At 31.2% G+C, this 22941-nt stretch carries 19 protein-coding genes; 16 read left to right on the plus strand and 3 right to left on the minus strand.

Going from position 1 to position 22941, the window contains the following annotated elements:
• Positions 1-196: 196 nt before the first annotated feature.
• Positions 197-829: a uracil phosphoribosyltransferase gene (upp, locus tag N4A55_RS14665; protein ID WP_293757682.1), complete on the minus strand. Its 633-nt coding sequence runs from the start codon at positions 827-829 to the stop codon at positions 197-199.
• A 273-nt stretch (positions 830-1102) separates the two neighbouring features.
• Here upp and N4A55_RS14670 point away from each other — a divergent pair, with 273 nt between their 5' ends.
• The 8 genes from N4A55_RS14670 (at position 1103) to N4A55_RS14705 (ending at position 10552) form a co-directional block, all read left to right on the plus strand.
• On the plus strand, positions 1103-1450 hold the full coding sequence (locus tag N4A55_RS14670; RefSeq protein WP_293757684.1) for a PilZ domain-containing protein: 348 nt from the start codon (positions 1103-1105) through the stop codon (positions 1448-1450).
• 104 nt (positions 1451-1554) lie between these two features.
• Positions 1555-3642 carry a beta-galactosidase domain 4-containing protein gene (locus N4A55_RS14675; RefSeq protein ID WP_293757686.1) on the plus strand — a complete coding sequence of 696 codons (2088 nt, stop codon included), beginning with the start codon at positions 1555-1557 and terminating at the stop codon, positions 3640-3642.
• A gap of 188 nt (positions 3643-3830) precedes the next feature.
• Positions 3831-5693: an excinuclease ABC subunit UvrC gene (gene uvrC, locus N4A55_RS14680; protein ID WP_293757688.1), complete on the plus strand. Its 1863-nt coding sequence runs from the start codon at positions 3831-3833 to the stop codon at positions 5691-5693.
• 202 nt (positions 5694-5895) lie between these two features.
• Positions 5896-6849 carry an HPr(Ser) kinase/phosphatase gene (hprK, locus tag N4A55_RS14685; protein ID WP_293757690.1) on the plus strand — a complete coding sequence of 318 codons (954 nt, stop codon included), beginning with the start codon at positions 5896-5898 and terminating at the stop codon, positions 6847-6849.
• 10 nt (positions 6850-6859) lie between these two features.
• Entirely contained in the window at positions 6860-7816 is a 957-nt protein-coding gene (locus tag N4A55_RS14690; protein WP_293757692.1) for an ROK family protein, read from the plus strand.
• A gap of 221 nt (positions 7817-8037) precedes the next feature.
• Positions 8038-8250, plus strand: a complete 213-nt coding sequence (locus N4A55_RS14695; protein ID WP_293757694.1) for a FeoA family protein — start codon at positions 8038-8040, stop codon at positions 8248-8250.
• A gap of 129 nt (positions 8251-8379) precedes the next feature.
• Positions 8380-10407: a ferrous iron transporter B gene (gene feoB, locus N4A55_RS14700; RefSeq protein WP_293757696.1), complete on the plus strand. Its 2028-nt coding sequence runs from the start codon at positions 8380-8382 to the stop codon at positions 10405-10407.
• A gap of 1 nt (position 10408) precedes the next feature.
• On the plus strand, positions 10409-10552 hold the full coding sequence (locus N4A55_RS14705; protein ID WP_293757698.1) for a FeoB-associated Cys-rich membrane protein: 144 nt from the start codon (positions 10409-10411) through the stop codon (positions 10550-10552).
• 80 nt (positions 10553-10632) lie between these two features.
• On the opposite strand, the gene kbl is transcribed toward N4A55_RS14705, so the two are convergent.
• Positions 10633-11823, minus strand: coding sequence for a glycine C-acetyltransferase (gene kbl, locus N4A55_RS14710; RefSeq protein ID WP_293757700.1), 1191 nt, complete (start codon positions 11821-11823; stop codon positions 10633-10635).
• A 138-nt stretch (positions 11824-11961) separates the two neighbouring features.
• Positions 11962-12987, minus strand: coding sequence for an L-threonine 3-dehydrogenase (tdh, locus tag N4A55_RS14715; RefSeq protein ID WP_293757943.1), 1026 nt, complete (start codon positions 12985-12987; stop codon positions 11962-11964).
• Between the two features lie 426 nt (positions 12988-13413).
• On the opposite strand from tdh, the gene bioB reads away from it, so the two are divergent.
• From bioB to N4A55_RS14755, 8 genes are all read left to right on the plus strand, one after another.
• Positions 13414-14355, plus strand: a complete 942-nt coding sequence (gene bioB / locus N4A55_RS14720; protein WP_293757702.1) for a biotin synthase BioB — start codon at positions 13414-13416, stop codon at positions 14353-14355.
• 319 nt (positions 14356-14674) lie between these two features.
• Entirely contained in the window at positions 14675-16144 is a 1470-nt protein-coding gene (locus N4A55_RS14725) for a sodium:solute symporter family transporter (protein WP_293757704.1), read from the plus strand.
• Between the two features lie 25 nt (positions 16145-16169).
• Positions 16170-17465 carry a phenylacetate--CoA ligase family protein gene (locus N4A55_RS14730; RefSeq protein WP_293757706.1) on the plus strand — a complete coding sequence of 432 codons (1296 nt, stop codon included), beginning with the start codon at positions 16170-16172 and terminating at the stop codon, positions 17463-17465.
• Positions 17466-17636: 171 nt separating this feature from the next.
• Complete coding sequence (gene iorA / locus N4A55_RS14735) at positions 17637-19373, plus strand: indolepyruvate ferredoxin oxidoreductase subunit alpha (RefSeq protein WP_293757707.1); 1737 nt, start codon at positions 17637-17639, stop codon at positions 19371-19373.
• Positions 19374-19375: 2 nt separating this feature from the next.
• Positions 19376-19948, plus strand: a complete 573-nt coding sequence (locus N4A55_RS14740) for an indolepyruvate oxidoreductase subunit beta (RefSeq protein WP_293757709.1) — start codon at positions 19376-19378, stop codon at positions 19946-19948.
• A gap of 217 nt (positions 19949-20165) precedes the next feature.
• Positions 20166-21467 carry a phenylacetate--CoA ligase family protein gene (locus N4A55_RS14745; RefSeq protein ID WP_293757711.1) on the plus strand — a complete coding sequence of 434 codons (1302 nt, stop codon included), beginning with the start codon at positions 20166-20168 and terminating at the stop codon, positions 21465-21467.
• Positions 21464-21886: an ACT domain-containing protein gene (locus N4A55_RS14750; RefSeq protein WP_293757713.1), complete on the plus strand. Its 423-nt coding sequence runs from the start codon at positions 21464-21466 to the stop codon at positions 21884-21886. The genes N4A55_RS14745 and N4A55_RS14750 overlap by 4 nt, the downstream gene beginning before the upstream one ends.
• Positions 21887-22243: 357 nt before the next feature.
• Positions 22244-22930, plus strand: a complete 687-nt coding sequence (locus N4A55_RS14755; protein ID WP_293757715.1) for a Crp/Fnr family transcriptional regulator — start codon at positions 22244-22246, stop codon at positions 22928-22930.
• The last annotated feature ends 11 nt before the right edge of the window (positions 22931-22941 follow it).

Raw genomic sequence — 22941 nt, forward strand, 5'->3', positions numbered from 1 at the left:
CGAATATTATAACCTTAATCAATATAAAATGCAATAGTTTGCTTTAATTACCAGTAATTTCCTCTGTTATATTTAATTTAAGCTAAAATATATATTAAATATTAACCATATAATTAATATTTAATTAATAAATATTTAATAACTATGAAAGGGCAAAAAAAAGAGAGCTGCTTATAAAAGTCAGCTCTAGTGATTATTATTTAGTACCGAATATTCTATCGCCTGCGTCACCTAAACCAGGAGTAATATATCCAATATCATTTAATTTTTCATCAATTGCAGTAGTAAAAATTTGAACATCTGGATGATTAGCAGATACTTCTTCAATACCAGGTTTAGAAGTTACAAGACACATGATTTTAATATTTTTAACACCATAAGATTTTAATAAGCTTACAGCAGCAACGATTGAACCACCAGTAGCAAGCATTGGCTCTGTAATAATTACTGTTCTTTGTTCAATGTCCTTTGGAAGTTTACAATAATATTCCACAGGTTGAAGAGTTTCTTCATTTCTATATAAACCAATATGTCCTACTTTCGCAGTAGGTAATAAACTTAGCATACCATCTACCATACCAAGACCAGCTCTAAGAATAGGAACAATAGCAAGAGTTTTGCCACTTATTACATTTGAAGTAGTTTTGCAAATAGGTGTTTCAATAGTAGTTTCCTTTAAAGGTAAATTACGTGTAACTTCATAACCCATTAACATTGCAATTTCTTTGACAAGTTCTCTAAAATCTTTAGATCCAGTGTTCTTATCACGTAATAATGTAAGTTTATGTTGAAGCAACGGATGATCTAATAATTTTACATTTTCGTTCATACGGATAATTCCTCCCTTATAATTTTAAAAAAATAGAACGAGCTTTAATAAGATATATTATTTGTTATAAATTTCACTTATTAATTTGCATACAATTTTTATATTAATATATCTACTAATGTTTGTCAATTAAATCTTATAAAATCTCTAATAAAATATAAAAAAATAATAACTAACCTGATTTATTTTAAAGCTATTTTATGGTATAATTAGAAATTGAAAAATATATAAGTTAAGTTATTGATTATATGTGAAAAAAGGAGAGAGGCTACTATGGAAGAAAGAAGAAAATACAAGCGTTTACCCATAAAATTAGAACTTGAAATTAATTCTCTTTTTAAACAAAATAATGACATAATAAAACTTGATAATAAGACCATTGAGGTTATAGATATCTCTAAAAACGGTGTTGGTATATTATGCAGAGATGAATTACCTCTCAACTATTATTTTAACGCCAAAATAGAATTCGATGAAAAAAGATACTTCTACTGTGTGCTCAAAATAATAAGAAGTAGTAAATCATGTGATAAATATTGCTTAGGCTGTGAATTCGTAGGACTCGCTGAATTCTTGGCAGATAAAGTTGATGAATATGGGCAATTATTAAATGATAAATAATAAAGGAAAGTGACGTTATATTAAGGGTAACAGTGGCTATGTATAGTCGCTTTCTTTATATATGGTTATATATGGGTTTCTGTAATAAAAGGGGTGAAAATAATATGAAGGAATTGGACAAAGCTATAAAAATAGATAGATACTATGTTAATTCCAAAGCATTAAATGAAACATACGACCAAATTTATATGTATACAGATGTTTTAATAACATATATGGGTTCAAGAATACAACCTGTAAAAATTGAGTTATGGATGACTGATAATGAAGACGAAAACTTGGTTGCTGACATAAGATGTGTTTTAACAGCAAAAAATAGATCTAAGGTAACATTAGAAAGTGAGATAGATGGTATTAGGACATGGACAGTTGATTTACCAAAATGTTATAGCTTCAAAATAGTTGTGAAAAATGAAAAAGATGAAGAGTTATGCCAGAAAAAATTTGAACATGGTTTTAGATTTATAGAGATAAACAATAATATGATTAATATAAATGGTAAGCAAGTAACTCTTAATGGAGTTATTTATAATAATCGTGAGCAATATGATATAGAAGATATGCAGAGAAAATATATTGAAGATATAAGTATAATGAAGAGTAATAACATCAATACTGTAATTACATATGATTATAATAATGCTGAAGTTTTCTATGATATGTGCAATAAATATGGATTATATGTAATCAATAAACCTATCACAGAACAAGAACATGAAGAAGAACTCTTATTTGATGAAGAAGAAACTAAGAATGTAATAAAAAAATATATTAATTATTCATGTGTAATTGTATGGAATATAGATAGTAGAGTTAATGTACCAATCAATCTATATAAGAAAATAATGATATTAGACAACACTAGACCAATATACTATGAGGGAAATGCAACAGGGCTTAAAAATTATAATCCAGTAACTTTTACTTATAACTTCATAAAAGAAGACGAAGTAATAGATGACGTATCTAAGGGACATCCAATTGCAGGAAGATTCTTATGTGATTATATAATGATTAGAGACGAAGAAACAGAAGAAGTCACCCAAAAAGGTGTAGTCTATAATGATAGACATTTAACACCATATGCATCTGAACTAAAGAAGAAATATGAAATGATAAATATATATCCCAAAGATATCATCAAAGGTATTTTCAGCATCAAAAATTGTGGAGATGCCTCTGCACTTAAAGATTATGATTTTTCATGGGAGATACTAGAAGATGGTATCGTAATAAAAAGTGGTAGATTGACAGATATAGATATACCTATCCATAAAAGAAAAGAAATATATATTGATTATAATATACAAGATATTCTTGAAAATGCATGGTACCATATTAATATCAATATGTCTACAAAAGAAGAATCATGGTGGGCAGAAAAAGGTTATAATGTGGCATGGGCACAATACAGAATACCATACAAAGCACCTAAAAAAAGAAAAATAAAATCATCAAATGAAGCTAGATTAAGAGATAGAAAGTTGAAAGTCGAAGTTATTGGTAATAATTTTGAAATAATTGTGGACAAATTAAAAGGTAACATCCGTTCAATAGAATTTGATAGACAAGAATATGTGCTATCGCCAGTAAAAGTATATATCGAAAATGGATTTAACAGATTAGAGATGTCAAAAGTGAAAGATGTAAAAGTCACTAGCACCACAGAAGGAAGTTATGAAATTGATATCATAGGAAAATGCCCACAGATAAAAGGGAATATTAAGACTACATATATAATAGAACCTGATGGCAGAATAAACATAATTAATAAAATCCGTTCTAGCAATAAATTTATAAAAATAGGAATGATGTTGGAGATACCAGCTGAGTATAATGATTTCTCTTGGTTTGGTAAAGGACCAAATGATACATACCCTGATATTAATAGTGGAACAAAAGTAGGTTTATATTACTATAATCTTAATAATTCTATAAAAAGTGGTAATAAATCAGATGTAAGATGGGCTGCACTTACAGATAGTGACGGAGAAGGATTATTATTTGAAAGTTGCAAAGACATACTTCTTAATATCTATCCACGTGTGCATAATTCATATTCTATTAACCAAGAAGAAAATAATAACATAATACTAGATGTAAGTTGCACTAGTAAAGCAAAGTACAACATATTTGATACTAGTTCTACCGGTGAAGATGTATACGCTTTCAGTATAAAACGGGTTATATAAATAACTCAACTTTCCACCTTTAATTTAATGCAGATAAATTAAGGTTACAATTTATATGAGTTGCAATATAAAGAGAAAAATTAGTATAATAATATAGATGTTTAAGTTCAATATATATAGATAAGAGTTGAACTTTCATTATAACAAGATTTAATTTAAGCAGATATAAGTAGAAGGAATGATTATAAATGTTTGATATTGAAGAAGAATTAAAAAAGCTACCTGTCAAGCCAGGCGTTTATCTTATGAAGGACATGTATGGAAACATAATCTATGTAGGAAAAGCAATTAAGCTTAGAAATAGAGTAAGGCAGTATTTTAGAAAATCAACAAATCATTCTAATAAAATAAAAAAAATGGTTCCTATGATAAAATCATTTGAATATATAGTAACTGATTCTGAGCTTGAAGCACTTATACTAGAGTGTAATCTTATAAAGAAGCATAGACCCAAATACAACACTCTTTTAAAAGACGATAAATCATATCCCTATATTAAAGTGACCATTAATGAAAAATATCCTAGAGTCTTATATGCCAGAGAATTAAAAAAAGACAAAGCCAAATACTTTGGTCCTTATACTAATACAAGAGGAGCTAAGGATACCATTGATGTTATAACTAAAATATGGAAGGTAAGAACATGTAACAAAAGTCTGCCAAAAGAAATAGGAAAAGGAAGACCATGTCTCAACTACCATATTAAACAATGTAATGCACCCTGCCAGAATTACATAAAAGAGGAAGAGTACAAAAAAGATATTATTGAGATTATTGAATTCCTAAACGGTAAATATGATAAAGTAATAAATATATTAAAGGATAAAATGATAAAAGCTTCAGAAGAATTAGACTTTGAAAAAGCTGCTGAATATAGAGACCAATTAGCAAGTGTTAAAAGTATTGCAGGAAAGCAAAAGATAATAAATGCTTCCATGGAGGACCAAGATGTTATTGCATTTGCTAAGGTACATGATGAGGCTTTGGTACAAGTATACTTCGTTAGAAACGGTAAGCTTATTGGAAGAGAACATTTTCATCTTGATGGTGTAGAAGAATTACAGAGACGAGAAGTGATGACAGAGTTTGTTAAACAATTCTATTCTGGAACCCCTTTTATACCAAAAGAAATAATACTCCAAGAAGAAATAGATGAAGCTAATATTATAAATGCTTGGTTAACCAGTAAAAAAGGTCAGAAAGTCTATATAAAAGTACCTAGAAAAGGTGAAAAACATAAGCTTGTTGAACTAGCCGCCAATAACGCTCTACTCACATTTGAACAGTTTGGTGAAAAAATAAAGAAAGAGGACAAAAGAACAAAAGGAGCTGTAAAAGAGATTGTAGAGATACTTGGTATAGAAGATGAGGTTAAGAGACTAGAAGCATACGATATATCCAACATACACGGTTTTGAATCAGTGGGTTCCATGATTGTTTTTGAAGAAGGAAAGCCTAAGAGAAGTGATTATCGAAAATTCAGGATAAAATCAGTAAAAGGTCCTGATGATTACAAAAGCATGGAAGAAGTTTTAACAAGAAGATTTACCCATGCTCTTGAAGAACAAAAAGAAATCCTGCTAAAAAAACAGGACCTAAGCTTAGGGAAATTCACTAGACTACCTGATCTAATCCTAATGGATGGTGGAAAAGGACAAGTCAACATAGCCCTTAAGGTACTTAATGAAATAGGTTTATCAATACCAGTATGCGGCATGGTCAAAAATGATAAACATAGAACTAGAGGAATTTTTTATAACAACATAGAGTACAATATTGATAAAGACTCCGAAGGATTCAAGCTAATAACAAGAATCCAAGATGAAGCACACAGATTCGCTATAGAATATCACAGAAAACTAAGAAGCAAAAAACAAATACAATCCATACTAGACGATATAGAAGGAATTGGACCAAAACGAAGAATAAACCTAATAAAACATTTTGGCTCAGTAGAAAAAATAAGACAAGCAGATGTAGACGAACTAGAAAAAACAGAGGGTATAAACAGAAAAGTTGCACAAACTATATATGATTTTTTTCGCGAGTAAGTAATCTGACAGCCCTACTGGACTGTCAGAAATAATAATGGATTCCATGTCCATTATTATTTATTGAAACAAGGACCTTTAATTTGCTGACGGAATATTCCTCTATACTACTTTGCTTTTACAATTAAAAGATATAAAAAAATGATGATAATTCATTTATAATATGCTAAAATATTAAAGAAATAGCTTAGGAGGCATTCTTATGTATACTGTAAAATTGACTAAATTAGTAGAAAAGATGAAGCTCAAAAATTTAACTCCAGAAGTAGAAATTGATAATATAGTAATAACCCATTCTGATATTAACAGACCAGCACTTCAATTAGCAGGTTTTTTTGATTACTTTGATACTGAAAGAGTTCAGATTATGGGTAAGGTTGAAAAAACATATCTAGAGAAAATGAACAAGAATGATAGATATAAGGTATTAGATACTCTTTTTAGCACAAAAATACCATGTCTAATACTATCTAGAGAATTAGAACCTTTTGATGATATGTTAGAGATAGCAAATGCTAATAACGTACCTATATTTCAAACAAAAAAAACTACTTCAACATTTATGGCTGAAATAATAAGATGGCTTAAGGTAGAATTAGCCCCAAGAATATCTATACACGGCGTTTTAGTCGATGTATATGGTGAAGGTGTACTTATAATGGGTGAAAGCGGAATTGGTAAAAGTGAATCTGCTTTAGAACTTATAAAAAGAGGACATCGTCTAGTAGCAGATGACGTTGTTGAGATTAAAAAAGTATCTGAAGAGACATTACTAGGTTCATCACCAGATATAATTAGACACTTCATAGAGCTTAGGGGTATTGGAATAATTGATGTAAAAACACTATTTGGTGTTGAATCAGTAAAGAAGATACAAAATATAGATTTAGTTATAAAATTAGAATTATGGGATCCAGAAAAAGAATATGATAGATTAGGTCTAAACGAAGAATACATTGAGATATTAGAAAATAAAGTTATATGTCATTCTATACCTATTAGACCTGGAAGAAATATCGCTGTTATTGTAGAATCAGCGGCTATAAACCATAGGCAAAAACAGATGGGTTATAATGCTGCTAGTGATTTGGTAAATCGTGTAAGTGGCAATCTAAAACGCAGAAACGAAGAAAGATATATAAAAGACAATAAATAAGGAGGACTACATGTATAACATTGGAATTGATTTAGGAGGAACAAATATTGCAGCAGCTATAGTTGCAAAAGATGGTACAATCATAAGAAAAGATTCAACACCTACACTTGGAAACAGAGTTGATAAACTTATTATAAAAGATATGGCAATGTTAGCTACAAAACTTATCGAAGAAGAAGGTATCTCTCTTGATGATATTCACTCAATAGGAGTAGGAAGTCCTGGAACACCAGACCCTGAAAAAGGATTAATAGTTTATGCTAATAATCTTAATTTTATAAATACACCAATTAGAGATGAAATTAGAAAATACATTGATAAACCAGTTTACATTGGTAATGATGCTAATGTAGCAGCTCTTGGAGAATATGAATGTGGTACAGGAGTTGACTATAAAGACTTAGTAGCTGTTACTCTAGGAACTGGAGTTGGTAGTGGAATCATAATTGATGGCAAGATTATTGGTGGCAGTTTTAATGGTGGTGCAGAACTAGGACATGTATCTATCAATTTTAATGGTATACAATGTAACTGTGGAAGAAAAGGATGTTGGGAACAATATTCATCAGCTACAGCATTGATAAGAGATGCAAAAGAAGCAGCAGCCAAGAACGAAGATTCCAAACTTAATGATTTAGTACAAGGTGATCTAAGTAAAATGAATGCTAAGATTCCTTTTGATGCGGCCCAAGCAGGAGATGAAGTTGCTAGGGAAGTAATTGATAATTATATTAAGCATTTAGCAGTAGGTATTGTTAATGTAATAAATATATTCCAACCAGAAATCATTGTACTTGGCGGTGGGGTCTCTGCACAAGGAGATAATCTAATAGAACCTCTTAAAAAAAAGGTTATAAATGAAATATATGGAGGAAAACCTGCATTCAAAACAAAAGTCCAAGTGGCTAAGTTAGGTAATGACGCTGGATTAATAGGTGCAGCGATGTTATATAGAGCTTATGAATAATAAATAATATATGTAAAAGTAATAATGAGGGATTGCATCACAATATATTATTAACGTCAATATCCCAGGCGGATATATTTTAATTCAATTCCTCTATACTAATCTTTTTCTATAAATTGTTTTTTGTTATTGACAATGATTATCATTTTTGATATTATAGTTTTAAAGTAAATTGGTATATAATCAAAATGAATGATATAAATGAGATAGGAAGTGATATTATGACTTTATCAAAAGCAAAAATGAACAAGGAATATACAGTTAATTCTGTATTAGGACAAGAAGATATGGTTAAGTTTCTTTTTTCTTTAGGTTGTTATGAAGGAGAAAAGGTAACAATAATATCTAAGGTAGCATCTAATTACATTATTAACATTAAGGATAGTCGTTATGGTATTGACGAAGAGTTAGCAAAAATAATACAAGTTGCTTAAAATGATAATATGATAATTATATTAGTAATTCTAATCAAGGGTTACTAATATTAATTAGCTATAAGATAAATAAACCTATATAGTGATAATGATTATCAATATTACAAAAACATGAAAAGGTGGTAAAAGATGAAAATTGCATTGACAGGAAACCCTAATAGTGGTAAAACAACTATGTTCAACGCATTAACAGGGAAACTTGAACACGTTGGTAACTGGGCTGGGGTTACAGTAGAAAAAAAAGTTGCAAAACTAAAGGGTAATCTAAAAAACAAGAAATCTCAAGAAGTAATGGTTGTAGACTTACCTGGAGCTTATTCCATGAGTCCTTTTACTTCAGAGGAATGTATTACTAGTGATTTTGTGAAAGAAGAAAATCCAGATGTTATTATCAATGTTGTGGATGCTTCAAATTTAAACAGAAGTTTATTTTTTACAACTCAGCTTTTGGAATTAGGTATTCCTGTTGTTGTAGCTCTTAACAAATATGATATGGTAAAGAGAAATGGTCTTACAATTGATGTAGCAAGACTTAAGAATCTCTTGAATTGTCAGGTTATAGAAACTTCTGCATTAAAAGAAATTGGGTTAAAAGAATTGGCGGCTTCTGCAATAGAATATGGTGACAAAAAAGGCGGTCAGGTAGCTCCAAAAATCATGGAAGATAATTTCCAAATAAAAACTAAATCAGATGCAGAAAAAGCAGATAAATTAAGATTTAATTTTGTAAATAAAATAACTAAAAAAGTTGAAGTTAGAAGTGTAAAATCTAATAAAGTAACTGTTGCTGACATAGTAGACCGTATTGTTGCTCACAAATGGTTAGGAATCCCAATATTTGGTTTAATATTGTGGGCAGTATTCTACATATCACAATCATGGTTAGGACCACTATTAGCTGGATATGTAGAGGAAGGAATTGGATGGTTGACAGATACAGTGTCAGGAGCATTAGAGGGTGCAGGAACTAATGATTTCTTAACAGCATTAATCGTTGAGGGTATAATTGGAGGAGTTGGTGCTGTACTTGGTTTCTTACCTTTAATCATGGTATTATTCTTCTTACTATCCTTATTAGAAGATTGTGGTTATATGGCACGTGTTGCAGTTGTTATGGATAGATTCTTCAAAAAAATCGGATTATCAGGAAAATCAATTATTCCTATGGTAGTAGGTTACGGATGTGCGATTCCAGGAGTTATGGCAACAAGAACAATTAAAAGTGAAAGACAAAGAAGAATGACAGCAATGTTAACTCCTTTTGTACCTTGTGGTGCTAAGGCACCTATTATTGGTTTGTTTGTTGCAGTATTCTTCCCAAACGCATCATATATGGCACCTATAACATATTTTGTAGCGGTTGTATTAATCATTCTTGTTGGATTATTACTTAAGAGGATTACAAAAGCAGAAACAGTAGTTGATTACTTTATGATTGAATTACCAGAATATCGTTTGCCAAGTATTAAACGAGCAGCACTATCTATGTTAGATCGTGCAAAAGGATTCATAATAAAAGCTGGTACAATTATCTTAGTTTGTAATGCAGCAGTATTCATTTTACAATCTTTCGATTTTAACTTAAATCTAGTTGGTGAAGAGGGAGTAGGCTCAAGTATGCTAGCAACCATTGCAAAACCAGTTGCTTTCTTATTAATTCCATTAGGATTTGGTATATGGCAATTTGCAGCAGCTGCAGTTACAGGTTTTATTGCCAAAGAAAACGTAGTTGCAACACTTGCAGTATGCTTTGCACTATTTGGTGATGATGCAGAGGCAGTTCTTAGTACACCAGGTAGTGGGAATGTACTTATGGTAGCAGGTGGTTTGACAGCAGTAAGTGCTTTATCATATATGTTCTTCAACTTATTTACACCTCCTTGTTTTGCAGCTATTGGAGCAATGAACGCTGAGATGGGTTCCAAGAAGTGGCTATGGGGAGCTATAGGAATGCAGTTTGGTATAGGATATATATTAGCACTATTAGTTAATCAAATAGGTTCACTTATCGTATATGGTAAGCTTGCAGAAGGTTTTGTAGCATCAATTATAATTTTAATAGTTGCATTTGTAATATTAATTACACTTATTAAGAGGAAGAAAGATGAAGGAGTAACAGGTATTAATCAAAGCCGACAACAAAAGGAGATAGCCTAAAATGGGAAACTTCATTGCTGGTTGTATAATTATTCTTTTAGTAGGATTAGCAATCTATAAAATGTATAAAGATAAAAAGGCTGGTAAAAAGTGCAGTGGATGTAGTAGTTGCCCTACACAGTGTGACTGTGAGTCAAAGAAATAGTAATATAGATAGTTTAATATTTGGAGTGGAATTTTAATTATTCCACTCCATTATTATTTTAGGGTCTTATTTAAAAAACTTCATTTGGTTAACTCTTTTTTTACTTTATAAAAGGCATCAATAGCTACATCCAAATCTTCCTTACTGTGTACAGCAGAGATCTGTGTCCTAATTCTAGATTTACCTTTTGGAACAACAGGATAATAGAATCCAATAACATAAACGCCTTTCTCAAGCATTTTTTCAGCCATTTTCTGTGCAACTACAGCATCACCTAACATTATAGGTACAATTGGATGATCACCATCTGGGATATCAAACCCAACTTTTTTCATTCCCTCTCTAAAATACCTAGTATTTTCTTCTAACTTATCTCTAAACTCTGTGGATTCTGATAACATTTCAAGTATTTTAAGAGAGGTTTCAGCAATTGCAGGAGATAAAGTATTAGAAAACAGGTAAGGTCTTGAACGTTGACGAAGCAAATCAATAATCTCTTTCCTACCACTAGTAAAACCACCACTAGCACCACCTAAAGCTTTACCAAGTGTACTGGTTATAATATCAACTCTACCAATAACGTCTCTATATTCATGAGTACCACGACCCTTTTTCCCAATAAAACCAGTTGCATGGCTATCGTCTACCATAACTATAGCATTATATTTATCAGCTAAATCACAAATCCCTTTTAGATTAGCTATAATACCATCCATAGAAAAAACTCCATCAGTAGCAATTAATTTTATCCTAGCACCGTTTTTATCAGCTTCAATCAATTTTTCTTCAAGGTCTTCCATATTATTATTAAGGTAACGATATCTTTTAGCTTTACATAATCTTATACCATCAATAATACTAGCATGATTAAGTTCATCACTTATAATAGCATCCTCAGCTGCAAGAATTGTTTCAAACAACCCACCATTAGCATCAAAAGCCGATGAATATAAAATAGTATCATCCGTATATAAGAATTCTGATATTTTATGCTCTAGATCTTTATGAATCTTCTGAGTTCCCACAATAAAACGTACAGAAGAAAGACCATATCCCCATTTCTCATAACTTTCCTTAGCAGCCTTTATCACAAAATCATGAGAAGCCAAACCAAGATAATTATTAGCACAAAAATTAAGAACCTGCTTCTTGGACAAAGTATCAATTTTTCCACTCTGTGGCGTAGTAACAACTCTCTCATTTTTCCACAATCCACTTTCCTTGATATCATTAAGCTGCTTCATGTAAATCTTCCTAGCATTATCAAACATAAAACCTCATCCTTCTTTCTTCATTTATTTTATCTTCAATCATATCTAAATTTAATTAAAATATACACTAGCCTGAACTAGCAATCATTACAGGTATTATCTAAGCAACCGTAACCCACCATATTAATCTACCTAACCCTATTTATCCCAACTAAGTACTACCTTCCCCGATTTCCCCGAATTCATCGCATCAAAACCTTTCTGGAAATCAGTATAATGATACCTATGAGTTATCACTTCACTAATATCAAGTCCCGACTGAATCATAGATGTCATCTTATACCATGTCTCAAACATTTCTCGTCCATAAATACCTTTAATATTTATTCCATTGAACACTATTTTATTCCAATCAACTACAGTATCCTCTGACTGAATACCAAGCATTGCGATCTTACCTCCATGTTCCATACAATCTATCATATCATTAAAAGCCCGTGCATTACCTGACATCTCTAGTCCTACATCAAACCCTTCTTTTATCCCTAATTGCAGCATAGTATCCCTAATTGTAGACTTACTTACATCCACAGTGATTGCTCCCATTTTCTTTGCAAGATCAAGACGATATGGATTCACATCAGTTATTACAACGTATCTAGCTCCTGCTTTCTTAGCTATTGCAGATGCCATAATACCAATTGGTCCAGCACCAGTAATAAGTACGTCCTCCCCTACAAGGTCAAAAGATAATGCAGTATGTACAGCGTTACCAAGAGGATCAAAACAACTAATAATATCCCTATCAATATCTTCATCACACAACCACACATTAGTAGCTGGAATTACAAGATACTCAGCGAAAGCACCAGGCCTATTAACGCCTACACCACTTGTATTAATGCATAGATGTCTACGTCCAGCTAAACAATTACGACAATGACCACAAACAATGTGACCTTCACCAGATACTAGTTCACCGATTCTGAATCCCTTAACATTATCACCATAACCAACTATTCTTCCAACATATTCATGGCCAATGACCATAGGAGTAGGAACAGTTTCGCTAGACCATTTATCCCAATTGTAGATATGAACATCTGTACCACAGATAGATGTTTTTTCTATTTTTATCATTACGTCATTTTTACCCATTTCTGGAACAGGTACTTCTTCTAGCCAAAGACCTTCTTTAGGATATTTTTTAACTAAAGCATTCATGGTTTTCTTAGTTTCCAATTTTGTTGACAATATAATTCTCCTTTCAATTTAAATAATAAGGATTTTAAATCTAATGAAATAAAGACTAATTTATTATTTATCTATAGTATAAATAAATAATGTTTTTGTGTCAAACACAATTTTGATAAAACGTACTATATATTTAGTACGGACTATTACCTATACATCTAATAATAAACGGTAAATTAATATAGTATTTTCGAAATATTAAAGGAATTTTTTATTGTTTCGCAGATTACATTAAGTTTACATATTAAAATGTTCAAATTTATTAATTGACAATTCTTTGACTATTACATATAATTAAAGTCAGTAACTTTAAAATACTATAATTCGACAATATAAATAAGAAATATGCTAGTAATAAATGTGTGTATATTTCTTAGCTGAAAGGTTAGGATTCCAGTGGAAGAGATTAAGTATAAAGTAATTAACGGCTATAAATTAAAAAAGAAAGAAGCTCTTGAAATCTATAGAACAACAGGTACTGAAGAACTATGTCAGATAGCTGATGAAGTAAGACAATTTTTTAAGGGAAATAAGATTGAGCTTTGTACAATCATGAATGCAAAATCAGGGAAATGCAGTGAAGATTGTAAATACTGTGCTCAATCTGCTCATTATGGTACTGGTGTTAGGGAATATCCACTAATAAGTAAAGACAAGGCAATAAAAAGAGCTGAAGAAAATGTGAAATATGGAGTTGACCAATTCTCATTAGTTACAAGTGGGAAAGGAATATCAGACGAAGATTTTGATAATATCATTGACATATACAAAGAATTAAAAAACAAATTCCCAGATTTGAATCTATGTGCATCTCATGGGTTAATTACCTATGAACAGGCAGTGAGATTAAAAGAAGCTGGAGTTAGTAGATATCATCATAATCTTGAAACCAGTAAACGTTTCTATGAAAAAATATGTACAACTCATACATATAATGATAGAATTAGAACAATAGTCAATGCAAAAAAAGCTGGTTTATCTGTATGTTCAGGTGGAATTATTGGATTGGGAGAAAACGTGTTTGATAGAATTAATATGGCATTTGAACTAAGAAAACTTGAAATTAGCTCAGTACCTATTAATATTCTATGTCCTGTAAAAGGAACACCATTGGGAGATAAAGAAATTCTGGAACCTGAAATAATATGTAGAACTGTTGCAATGATTAGATTAATACTGCCAAAAGCTAATGTTAGATTCGCAGGTGGACGTATAGCACTAGGAGAATATCAGAGACAAGGTTTCAAATCAGGTATCAGTGCTACTATGGTTGGTAATTATTTAACAACAATAGGAAATAACATTGAACAAGACATTGAAATGATTAATCAACTATAGATTGGAAGTATGTTTATAATAGTTTTAAGAAAAAGTATATAATAAAAATATTATATTCTTTTTCTTATTTCTAAGCTATTATATATTTGATTTAATCTTTTTTGAATAATTGACAACAAAAAAATATAGTGTATAATTAGTAGTTAGTAAATATAATTAACACATATTCATCTATAACTTCGATTATTATTATAACATGCGCTTGATGCGCTTTTATTGTGCTATTATAATTTAACACTTTAAAGTCATATTACATAATAGCGTTGAAGTTTAAAGTGACGATATTTATGGTTATATTAAAAATAGGGAGAGGGATCTAATGAAAGTTTATTGGTTTTTCTTGGTAGGGTACATACTAATGATTATGGTTGTAAGCGCCATGAGTAGAAAAAAGGTTGAGGGAGTTTCAGGTTATCTACTTGGAGGTAGAAGAGTACCCCCATGGATGTCAGCATTTTCGTATGGTACGGCTTATTTTTCAGCAGTTTTATTTATTGGTTATGCAGGAAAATTAGGTTGGAACTTCGGGTTATCAGTGCTTTGGATAGTAGTAGGGAATACAGTGATTGGTACATACTTGGCTTGGGAGGTTCTAGGGAAAAGAACTCGTGAAATGACTCAAAGACTTAATGTATCTACTATGCCAGAATTCCTTGGAGTAAGATACAAGAGTAAACCTCTAAAAATTGTATCAGCAACAATTATTTTCGTATTTTTAATGCCTTATGCGGCTTCTGTATATAAAGGTTTAGGATATTTGTTTGAAGAAATTTTTGGAATACCTACTTATATTATATTAATTATAATGATGGTTCTAACAGCTCTATACTTATTTGCAGGAGGGTTGGTTGCTGCAACTATGGTTGATTTCATACAAGGATGTATTATGATTGTTGGAGTTATATTGATGTTGTTTTTTGTAATTAAATTTCCAACTGTTGGAGGTTTGTCAGGTGCTATAAGTAACTTGAAATCCATCAATAAGGAATTAATATCTCCTATAGGACCACCAGGAGTTGTGCCGATATTGTCTTTGGTTATTCTAACGAGTCTAGGTAGTTGGGGATTACCACAAATGGTACATAAATTCTATACAATCAAAAGTGAAAAATCAATCAAGACAGCAAAATGGGTATCTACTGCATTTGCACTTTTAATAACTACAGGTGCTTATTTTACAGGAAGTATAAGTAGACTTATCATTAGTGAATGTCCTACAATAAATGGAATGCCTGTTTATGACAGGATTATGCCATTGGTAATAAGTGAGACTTTGCCAACAGTAGTTGCAGCGATAATCCTTGTATTGGTTTTATCTGCATCAATGTCTACATTGGCTTCATTAGTACTTGCATCAAGTTCTGCAATTACAATAGATTTATTGAAGACAGTTAAACCAGACATTAACGGTAAAACATTGATGTGGGTTATGAAGGTATTATGCGTTGTGTTTGTTGCACTATCTTATATTGTAGCAACATCTGATAGTCCAATACTGAACTTAGCATCTTTATCTTGGGGAGCAGTTTCAGGTTGCTTACTAGCTCCATATCTACTTGGATTGTATTGGGAAAAAGCTACTAAACAAGGCGTATGGGTAGGAATGTTAACTGCTATTTCCATTGTAATATATGGTGTTAGTAAATATGGGTTTGGAAGTTCTAATATACCGACAGTAGGTGCATTAGCTATTGTTGTTCCAATAATAACTATGAGTATAGTTAGTCTGGTAACTGAAAGTTATGAAGAAAGACATATCAATTATATATTTGCTAAAGAGGTAAAATAATATAAGGTTGAAAGGAAATGGGAAAATGATTTGGTCGAAAGAGGAAACACTCAGCAGGGAAGAAATAGAAAAAATTCAATTAGATAAATTACAGGAAACAGTTAAGAGAATCTACAATAAGGTTCCTTATTATAAGGCCAAAATGGATAAAGCAGGTATGAAACCAGAAGATGTCAAATCTCTTGATGACTTGTCTGACTTGCCATTTACTGTAAAAGATGACCTTAGGAATAACTATCCTTTCGGTCTATTTACTGTTCCCAAAAAAGAGATTGTTAGAGTTCACGCATCATCTGGAACAACTGGAAAACCAACTGTTGTTGGATATACTAGAAAAGACCTTAATACTTGGACTGAATTGATAGCAAGGATTGTAACAATGGCAGGAGCAGATTCTACTGATGTGGCACAGATTGCTTTTGGTTATGGGTTATTTACAGGTGCTTTTGGACTTCATTATGGTTTGGAGAGAATTGGTGCAATGGTAGTACCAACTTCTAGTGGAAACACTGAAAAACAAATTATGCTTATGAAGGATTTTGGTACTACATTATTGGTTAGTACACCATCCTATGCTCTACATATCATGGAGGTAGCTAAAAAGATGGGAATTGATCCAGTTAATGATCTAGATGTTAAACTTGGACTTTTCGGTGGAGAAGGTTCCACAGAAGCTATGAGAGAACAGATTCAAAAAGGTTGGGGCATGTTTGCAACTGAAAATTATGGTATGAGTGAATTGATTGGACCTGGTGTTGCAGGAGAATGTCAAGCTTTGAAGGGATTACATATTAATGAAGACCATTTTATTCCTGAAATAATCGACCCAAGTACTGGTAAAGTATTACCACCAGGAGAAACAGGTGAATTAGTAATAACTACTGTCTCAAAAGAAGCCCTTCCACTTATTAGATATAGAACTAAAGATATCACAAGACTCATGTATGAAAAATGTGATTGTGGAAGAACTTTAGTTAGAATGGCTAAGATTGAAGGAAGAACAGATGATATGCTGATAATTAGAGGTGTTAACGTATTTCCTTCCCAGATAGAGGAAGTATTACTGAATACAAAAGAAATAGGTCCACATTATGAAATCATAGTTAATAGAGAAGGTTATTTAGATAAAATTGAAATAAATGTGGAATTAGAAGATACTAGTCTATTAGATTCATATAGTAATCTTGACAAACTACAATTGACAATCAGACATAATCTTAAAACTGTTTTAGGAATAGATGCTAAGATAAATCTAGTAGAACCTTATACTTTGAAGAGATTTGAAGGTAAAGCAAAAAGAGTTATAGATAATAGAAATTAGAGGATGGACTAAAAGAGAAACAACTGTTAGAATAGATATATAATAACGATTGAATGTATTCTAAATCTCTAACATATAAGGTAAATGTACCTTATAAAAAAGATAACCTGTATTGAATAAAAACTATATTCAATATAACTTTAAATTGAAATGAAAGGATTGATATTAACAATGGCAGATAAGAAACTTATGCTTGGTAATGAAGCTGTTGCCAGAGGAGCTTATGAGGCAGGTGCTACTGTTGCAGTAGCATATCCAGGAACACCAAGTACAGAAATTACTGAGTTCGTTGCAAAATATGATGAAATATATGCTCAGTGGTCACCTAATGAAAAAGTTGCTTTAGAAGTGGGTGTTGGTGCTTCTTTTAGTGGAGCTAGAACAATGGTAGCTATGAAACATGTTGGAGTCAATGTAGCTGCAGACCCATTATTTACTGCATCATATACTGGAATTAATGGAGGCTTAGTAATACTTGTTGCAGATGATCCAGGTATGCATAGTTCTCAAAACGAACAAGATACCCGCTATTATGCAAGATCTGCTCATATACCAATGCTTGAACCTTCTGATAGTAATGAAGCAAAAGAATATGTAAAAGAAGCTTTTGAAATAAGTGAAAATTACGATACACCAGTTTTTATAAGACTTACAACTCGTATTTCACATTCACAAAGTCTTGTAGATCTTAATAATAGAGTAGATGTTCCAATCAAAGAATATACCAAAGACTTCAAGAAAAATGTAATGATGCCAGGTATGGCAAGAGTTAAGCATGTTGTAGTTGAAAAGAGAATGAATCAGATTGCAGAAGATTGTAATACATTTAGATATAACACAATTAAAATGAATGATACTTCAATTGGAGTAATAACTAGTGGAGTTCCTTACCAATATGTGAAAGAAGCATTACCTAATGCATCTATTTTAAAACTTGGTATGGTACATCCAATTCCAAAAAAATTAATTGAGGAATTTGCAAGTAAAGTTGATACATTATACATAGTTGAAGAATTAGAACCAATTTTTGAAGAACAAATCAAATCATTGGGAATTAAAGTAATTGGTAAAGAGATATTTACAGTTCAAGGTGAATACAGTGCTAATCTAATAGAAGAAAAGATTAGCGAACATAATTTGAATCTTGATACTCCAAAACAATTACCAGTAAGACCACCAGTTATGTGTCCAGGATGTCCACATAGAGGAGTTTATTATATTCTTAATAAACTTAAAAAACATGCTACAGGCGATATAGGATGTTATACTCTTGGAGCACTACCACCACTTGAAGGTATAGACACTTGTGTCTGTATGGGTGCAAGTATAGGTATGCTACATGGAATGGAAAAAGCAAGAGGAAAAGAATTTATCAAGGATTGGGTTGGAATCATTGGAGATTCAACTTTTGTCCATTCTGGAATAACAGGACTTGTAGACATTGTATATAACAAAGGAATCTCAACTGTAATTATCCTTGATAACTCAACAACAGGTATGACAGGACATCAAGATAATCCTGCTACTGGAAAGACTTTGAAGGGTGAAGAAACACATGTACTTAACCTTGTACAATTAGCAAATAGTGTAGGTATCAATAGTGTAAGAGTGGTTAATCCTTTCAAACCAGAAGAAGTTGAACTAGCTATAAAAGAGGAGACAATGAAAGAGGAACCTTCAGTAATAATAGCAAGTGCACCTTGTGAGTTATTAGATAAGAAGAGAAAGAGAGTTCCTTATAGAATAAATGTTGATGCTTGTAAGAATTGTGGAATGTGTATGAAACTAGGATGTCCAGCAATTCAGAAGAAAGATGGTAAGATGATGATTAATGATACATTATGTAGTGGTTGTGGTTTATGTGCTAAGGTATGTAAATTCGGTGCTATAGTAAAGGATGGTGAATAATAATGGAAACAAAGAATATATTAGTTGTAGGTGTTGGAGGACAAGGAACACTTTTAACCAGTAGAATACTAGGTAATTTAGCAATACATTCTGGATATGATGTAAAATTATCTGAGGTACATGGAATGTCACAAAGAGGTGGGAGTGTTGTTACACATATTCGTTATGGAGACAAAGTATATTCACCTCTTGTAGAGATAGGAAAAGCTGATATTATACTTGCTTTTGAAAAGATGGAAGCACTAAGATGGCGTCATTACTTGAAAAAAGATGGTTTGCTTATTGTTAATGCTCAAGAGATTGATCCTATGCCTGTTATTATAGGAGCAGCTGACTATCCACAAGATATAATCCAACAGTTACATGATGCTGATAACAAAGTGATTGTTGCTGATGCATTAAGTGAAGCAAGAAAGATAGGTAACTTTAGAGTGGTCAATACTGTTTTATTAGGTTTACTTGCCAAAAATTTAGATGAAGATAAAGATAAGTGGGAAGAAGCTATAAAACAAACTGTACCAAGTAAGACAGTTGAAGTTAATGTAGAGGCATTTGAAGCTGGTTATGCTCTATAATAATTAAGTTTTTACCAAAACGAACCATGAAATATAAAGTTTTTATATATTTTAGTAACATTAATAGCAAAAAATAATTATAATCCTACCACAACATATGATATAATATGATTGTGGTAGGTTTTTATTAAAGTATAATGACATAGAAGTTGCAATTTAGTAGTTATTCGAAATGAGGCATAGCCTATTTTGTTTAATACTTAGAGGAGGACAAAAAATGATTTGGAATGAACATATTGAATGCATGAGTCGAGATGAACTTAGAGAAATACAAAGCAAAAGATTATGTGAAACAGTTGAAAGAGTATATTATAACGTACCTTTCTATAGAAAAAAGATGCAAGAAATTGGCTTGGAACCGGAAGACATAAAAGGAATACAAGATTTGTCAAAATTACCATTTACTACAAAACAAGACTTGAGAGACAATTATCCATTTAACTTATTCGCAGTTCCAATGAGTGAAGTGGTCAGAGTACATGCTTCTTCTGGAACAACTGGAAAGCCTACTGTAGTAGGTTATACGAGAAGAGATCTATCATCTTGGTCAGAAGTTGTAGCACGTTCCTTACATTGTGCTGGAGTAGAGAAAAATGATAGAATTCAAATAGCATATGGATATGGTTTATTCACAGGTGGATTAGGTATCCATTATGGAGCTGAAAAGGTAGGGGCTACTGTTATTCCTATATCTGGTGGAAATACAAAAAAACAGTTGAACTTAATGAGTGATTTTGAAAGTACTGTTATAGCTTGTACACCTTCTTATGCTCTTTATTTAGCTGAAGCTATGGAAGAAAAAGGTATAGATCCAGCAAAATTAAAATTAAAAACTGGTATATTTGGAGCTGAGCCATGGACCAATAACATGAGAAAGCAAATAGAAGCAAAACTTCATATCAAAGCTATGGATATATATGGATTAAGTGAGATCATGGGACCTGGGGTAGCTTGTGAATGTAGTTACCAAAATGGTTTACATGTAGCAGAAGACCATTTTATTCCTGAGACAATCAGTACGGATACATTGAAAAATGTTGATATGGGTATGGAAGGAGAATTAGTATTTACAACAATCACAAAAGAAGCTCTTCCTATATTAAGATATAGAACGAGAGATCTTACTGTACTTAATTATGATAAATGTGAATGTGGAAGAACTATGGTCAGGATGCAAAAATGCACAGGACGTTCTGATGATATGTTGATTATTCGTGGTGTTAACGTATTCCCATCACAAATAGAAAGTGTTCTACTAGAAATGCGTGAAACTAAACCACATTATTTACTTATTGTAGAGAGACATAATAATCTTGATACTCTCGAGATATGGGTAGAAGTTGATGAAGCCTTTTTCTCTGATGAAATTCGAAAACTGGAGAATCTAACTAAGAAAATCACTCACGAAATACAAAGTACACTGGGAATAAGTGTAAAAGTAAAATTAGTTGAGCCAAAAACAATAGAAAGAAGTGAAGGTAAAGCTAAACGTATTATAGATAGGAGGAAATTAGTATGACAATTAAACAACTCAGCGTTTTTCTAGAAAACAAATCTGGAAGATTATCAGATGTAACAAAGACATTAGGTGATAATAATATTACTATATCTGCACTTAGTGTAGCTGATACGTCAGAATATGGAATCTTAAGATTGATTGTAGCTAGTCCTGAAAAAGCTCATGAGTTATTAAAAAAATTAGGGTATTCAGTTAGTCTCACCGATGTCATATGTTTAATAATACCACATGAATCAGGAGCATTACATAAAGCAGTAAAAGTATTAGCATCTAATAGTGTGAGTATTGAATATATGTATGCTTATGCTATGAATGGTAATGCTTCAGTAATTATGAAAGTATCTGAGGTAAATAAAGCAATAAAGACATTGACTGAGAATGATGTTAAATTAGCAAGAGCTAGCGAAATATGTAAATAAATATATAAATAAATTTAATAATGATTTTGGTCTATATTTGACGGCTTTTATAGCCGTTCTTATTTTTTGTCATTTTAACAATAATGTTATCTTAATATAAAACAATATATAGAATGATAACAAATGGACATATGTCCTTTTGTTTGACAATTTAATTTATTATAATGATGTTAAATAAATTCTACTTTTTTGCAAATAATATTCAATAAAATAGACATAACAACTAATCTTATAGGATTAACATTATTTTATAAATAAAATATACTTATAAATTAGATTAAATTAATATAATATAAGTATTTATTGATAAAAATATTATAGACCTTATTCTTAAATAATTAGTATGGAGTGAAGAATATGTTGCTACAAGAAATTATGGAATATCAACCAGAATTGAAAAAAGTTCTTGAAGGTATGCCAAGGGACATTAAGGAAAGATGTAGACTTAAAACATATAAAAGTAATAGTACAATTATTAAGAAAGGCGAAGATATAAAATATGTCAATATATTATGTAAAGGTGAATTAAATGTCATTAACGAATTTGCAAACGGAAGTATATACATACTTAATACTAATAAAGCCATTGATTATATAGGTGAAATGGAAGTATTAGCTGGTGAAACAAAAGCGGTAGTAACAAATATAGCAAAAACTGACTGTATAGTTTTTAGAATATTAAAAAATGATTTTATTAAATGGACTAAGTGTGATAATTATATTACTCATATGTTAGCTAAAAGATTAGCTGTTAGATTATGCTATACATCATGTTATCAAGGTTATTCTCATTACTATCCAGCTATTCATATGATCAAGAGATTTATTATTGAATATGTTAAAAATGAAATAAATGATAATAATATAGTATATGTTAATAAAAAAAGACAAGAAATAGCGGATATTCTAGGGATAAGCGTTAAAACGGTTGGAAGAAATATAACTAAGCTAAAAGCAATAGGTTTAGTAACAATAAAAAAAGGTAAAATATATGTAGATAGAAAACAATATAAAGATATGATTGATACTTTGGAAATATGGTAGTAGAATAATAG

The organism is Vallitalea sp. (assembly GCF_025211055.1).
Lineage (GTDB): Bacteria > Bacillota > Clostridia > Lachnospirales > Vallitaleaceae > Vallitalea.

Bases quoted from the DNA above. Each gene is read 5' to 3' on its own strand.
- upp (WP_293757682.1), bottom strand. From the start codon at position 829: ATGAACGAAAATGTAAAATTATTAGATCATCCGTTGCTTCAACATAAA.
- N4A55_RS14670 (WP_293757684.1), top strand. From the start codon at position 1,103: ATGGAAGAAAGAAGAAAATACAAGCGTTTACCCATAAAATTAGAACTT.
- N4A55_RS14675 (WP_293757686.1), top strand. From the start codon at position 1,555: ATGAAGGAATTGGACAAAGCTATAAAAATAGATAGATACTATGTTAAT.
- uvrC (WP_293757688.1), top strand. From the start codon at position 3,831: ATGTTTGATATTGAAGAAGAATTAAAAAAGCTACCTGTCAAGCCAGGC.
- hprK (WP_293757690.1), top strand. From the start codon at position 5,896: ATGTATACTGTAAAATTGACTAAATTAGTAGAAAAGATGAAGCTCAAA.
- N4A55_RS14690 (WP_293757692.1), top strand. From the start codon at position 6,860: ATGTATAACATTGGAATTGATTTAGGAGGAACAAATATTGCAGCAGCT.
- N4A55_RS14695 (WP_293757694.1), top strand. From the start codon at position 8,038: ATGACTTTATCAAAAGCAAAAATGAACAAGGAATATACAGTTAATTCT.
- feoB (WP_293757696.1), top strand. From the start codon at position 8,380: ATGAAAATTGCATTGACAGGAAACCCTAATAGTGGTAAAACAACTATG.
- N4A55_RS14705 (WP_293757698.1), top strand. From the start codon at position 10,409: ATGGGAAACTTCATTGCTGGTTGTATAATTATTCTTTTAGTAGGATTA.
- kbl (WP_293757700.1), bottom strand. From the start codon at position 11,823: ATGTTTGATAATGCTAGGAAGATTTACATGAAGCAGCTTAATGATATC.
- tdh (WP_293757943.1), bottom strand. From the start codon at position 12,987: ATGAATGCTTTAGTTAAAAAATATCCTAAAGAAGGTCTTTGGCTAGAA.
- N4A55_RS14725 (WP_293757704.1), top strand. From the start codon at position 14,675: ATGAAAGTTTATTGGTTTTTCTTGGTAGGGTACATACTAATGATTATG.
- N4A55_RS14730 (WP_293757706.1), top strand. From the start codon at position 16,170: ATGATTTGGTCGAAAGAGGAAACACTCAGCAGGGAAGAAATAGAAAAA.
- iorA (WP_293757707.1), top strand. From the start codon at position 17,637: ATGGCAGATAAGAAACTTATGCTTGGTAATGAAGCTGTTGCCAGAGGA.
- N4A55_RS14740 (WP_293757709.1), top strand. From the start codon at position 19,376: ATGGAAACAAAGAATATATTAGTTGTAGGTGTTGGAGGACAAGGAACA.
- N4A55_RS14745 (WP_293757711.1), top strand. From the start codon at position 20,166: ATGATTTGGAATGAACATATTGAATGCATGAGTCGAGATGAACTTAGA.
- N4A55_RS14750 (WP_293757713.1), top strand. From the start codon at position 21,464: ATGACAATTAAACAACTCAGCGTTTTTCTAGAAAACAAATCTGGAAGA.
- N4A55_RS14755 (WP_293757715.1), top strand. From the start codon at position 22,244: ATGTTGCTACAAGAAATTATGGAATATCAACCAGAATTGAAAAAAGTT.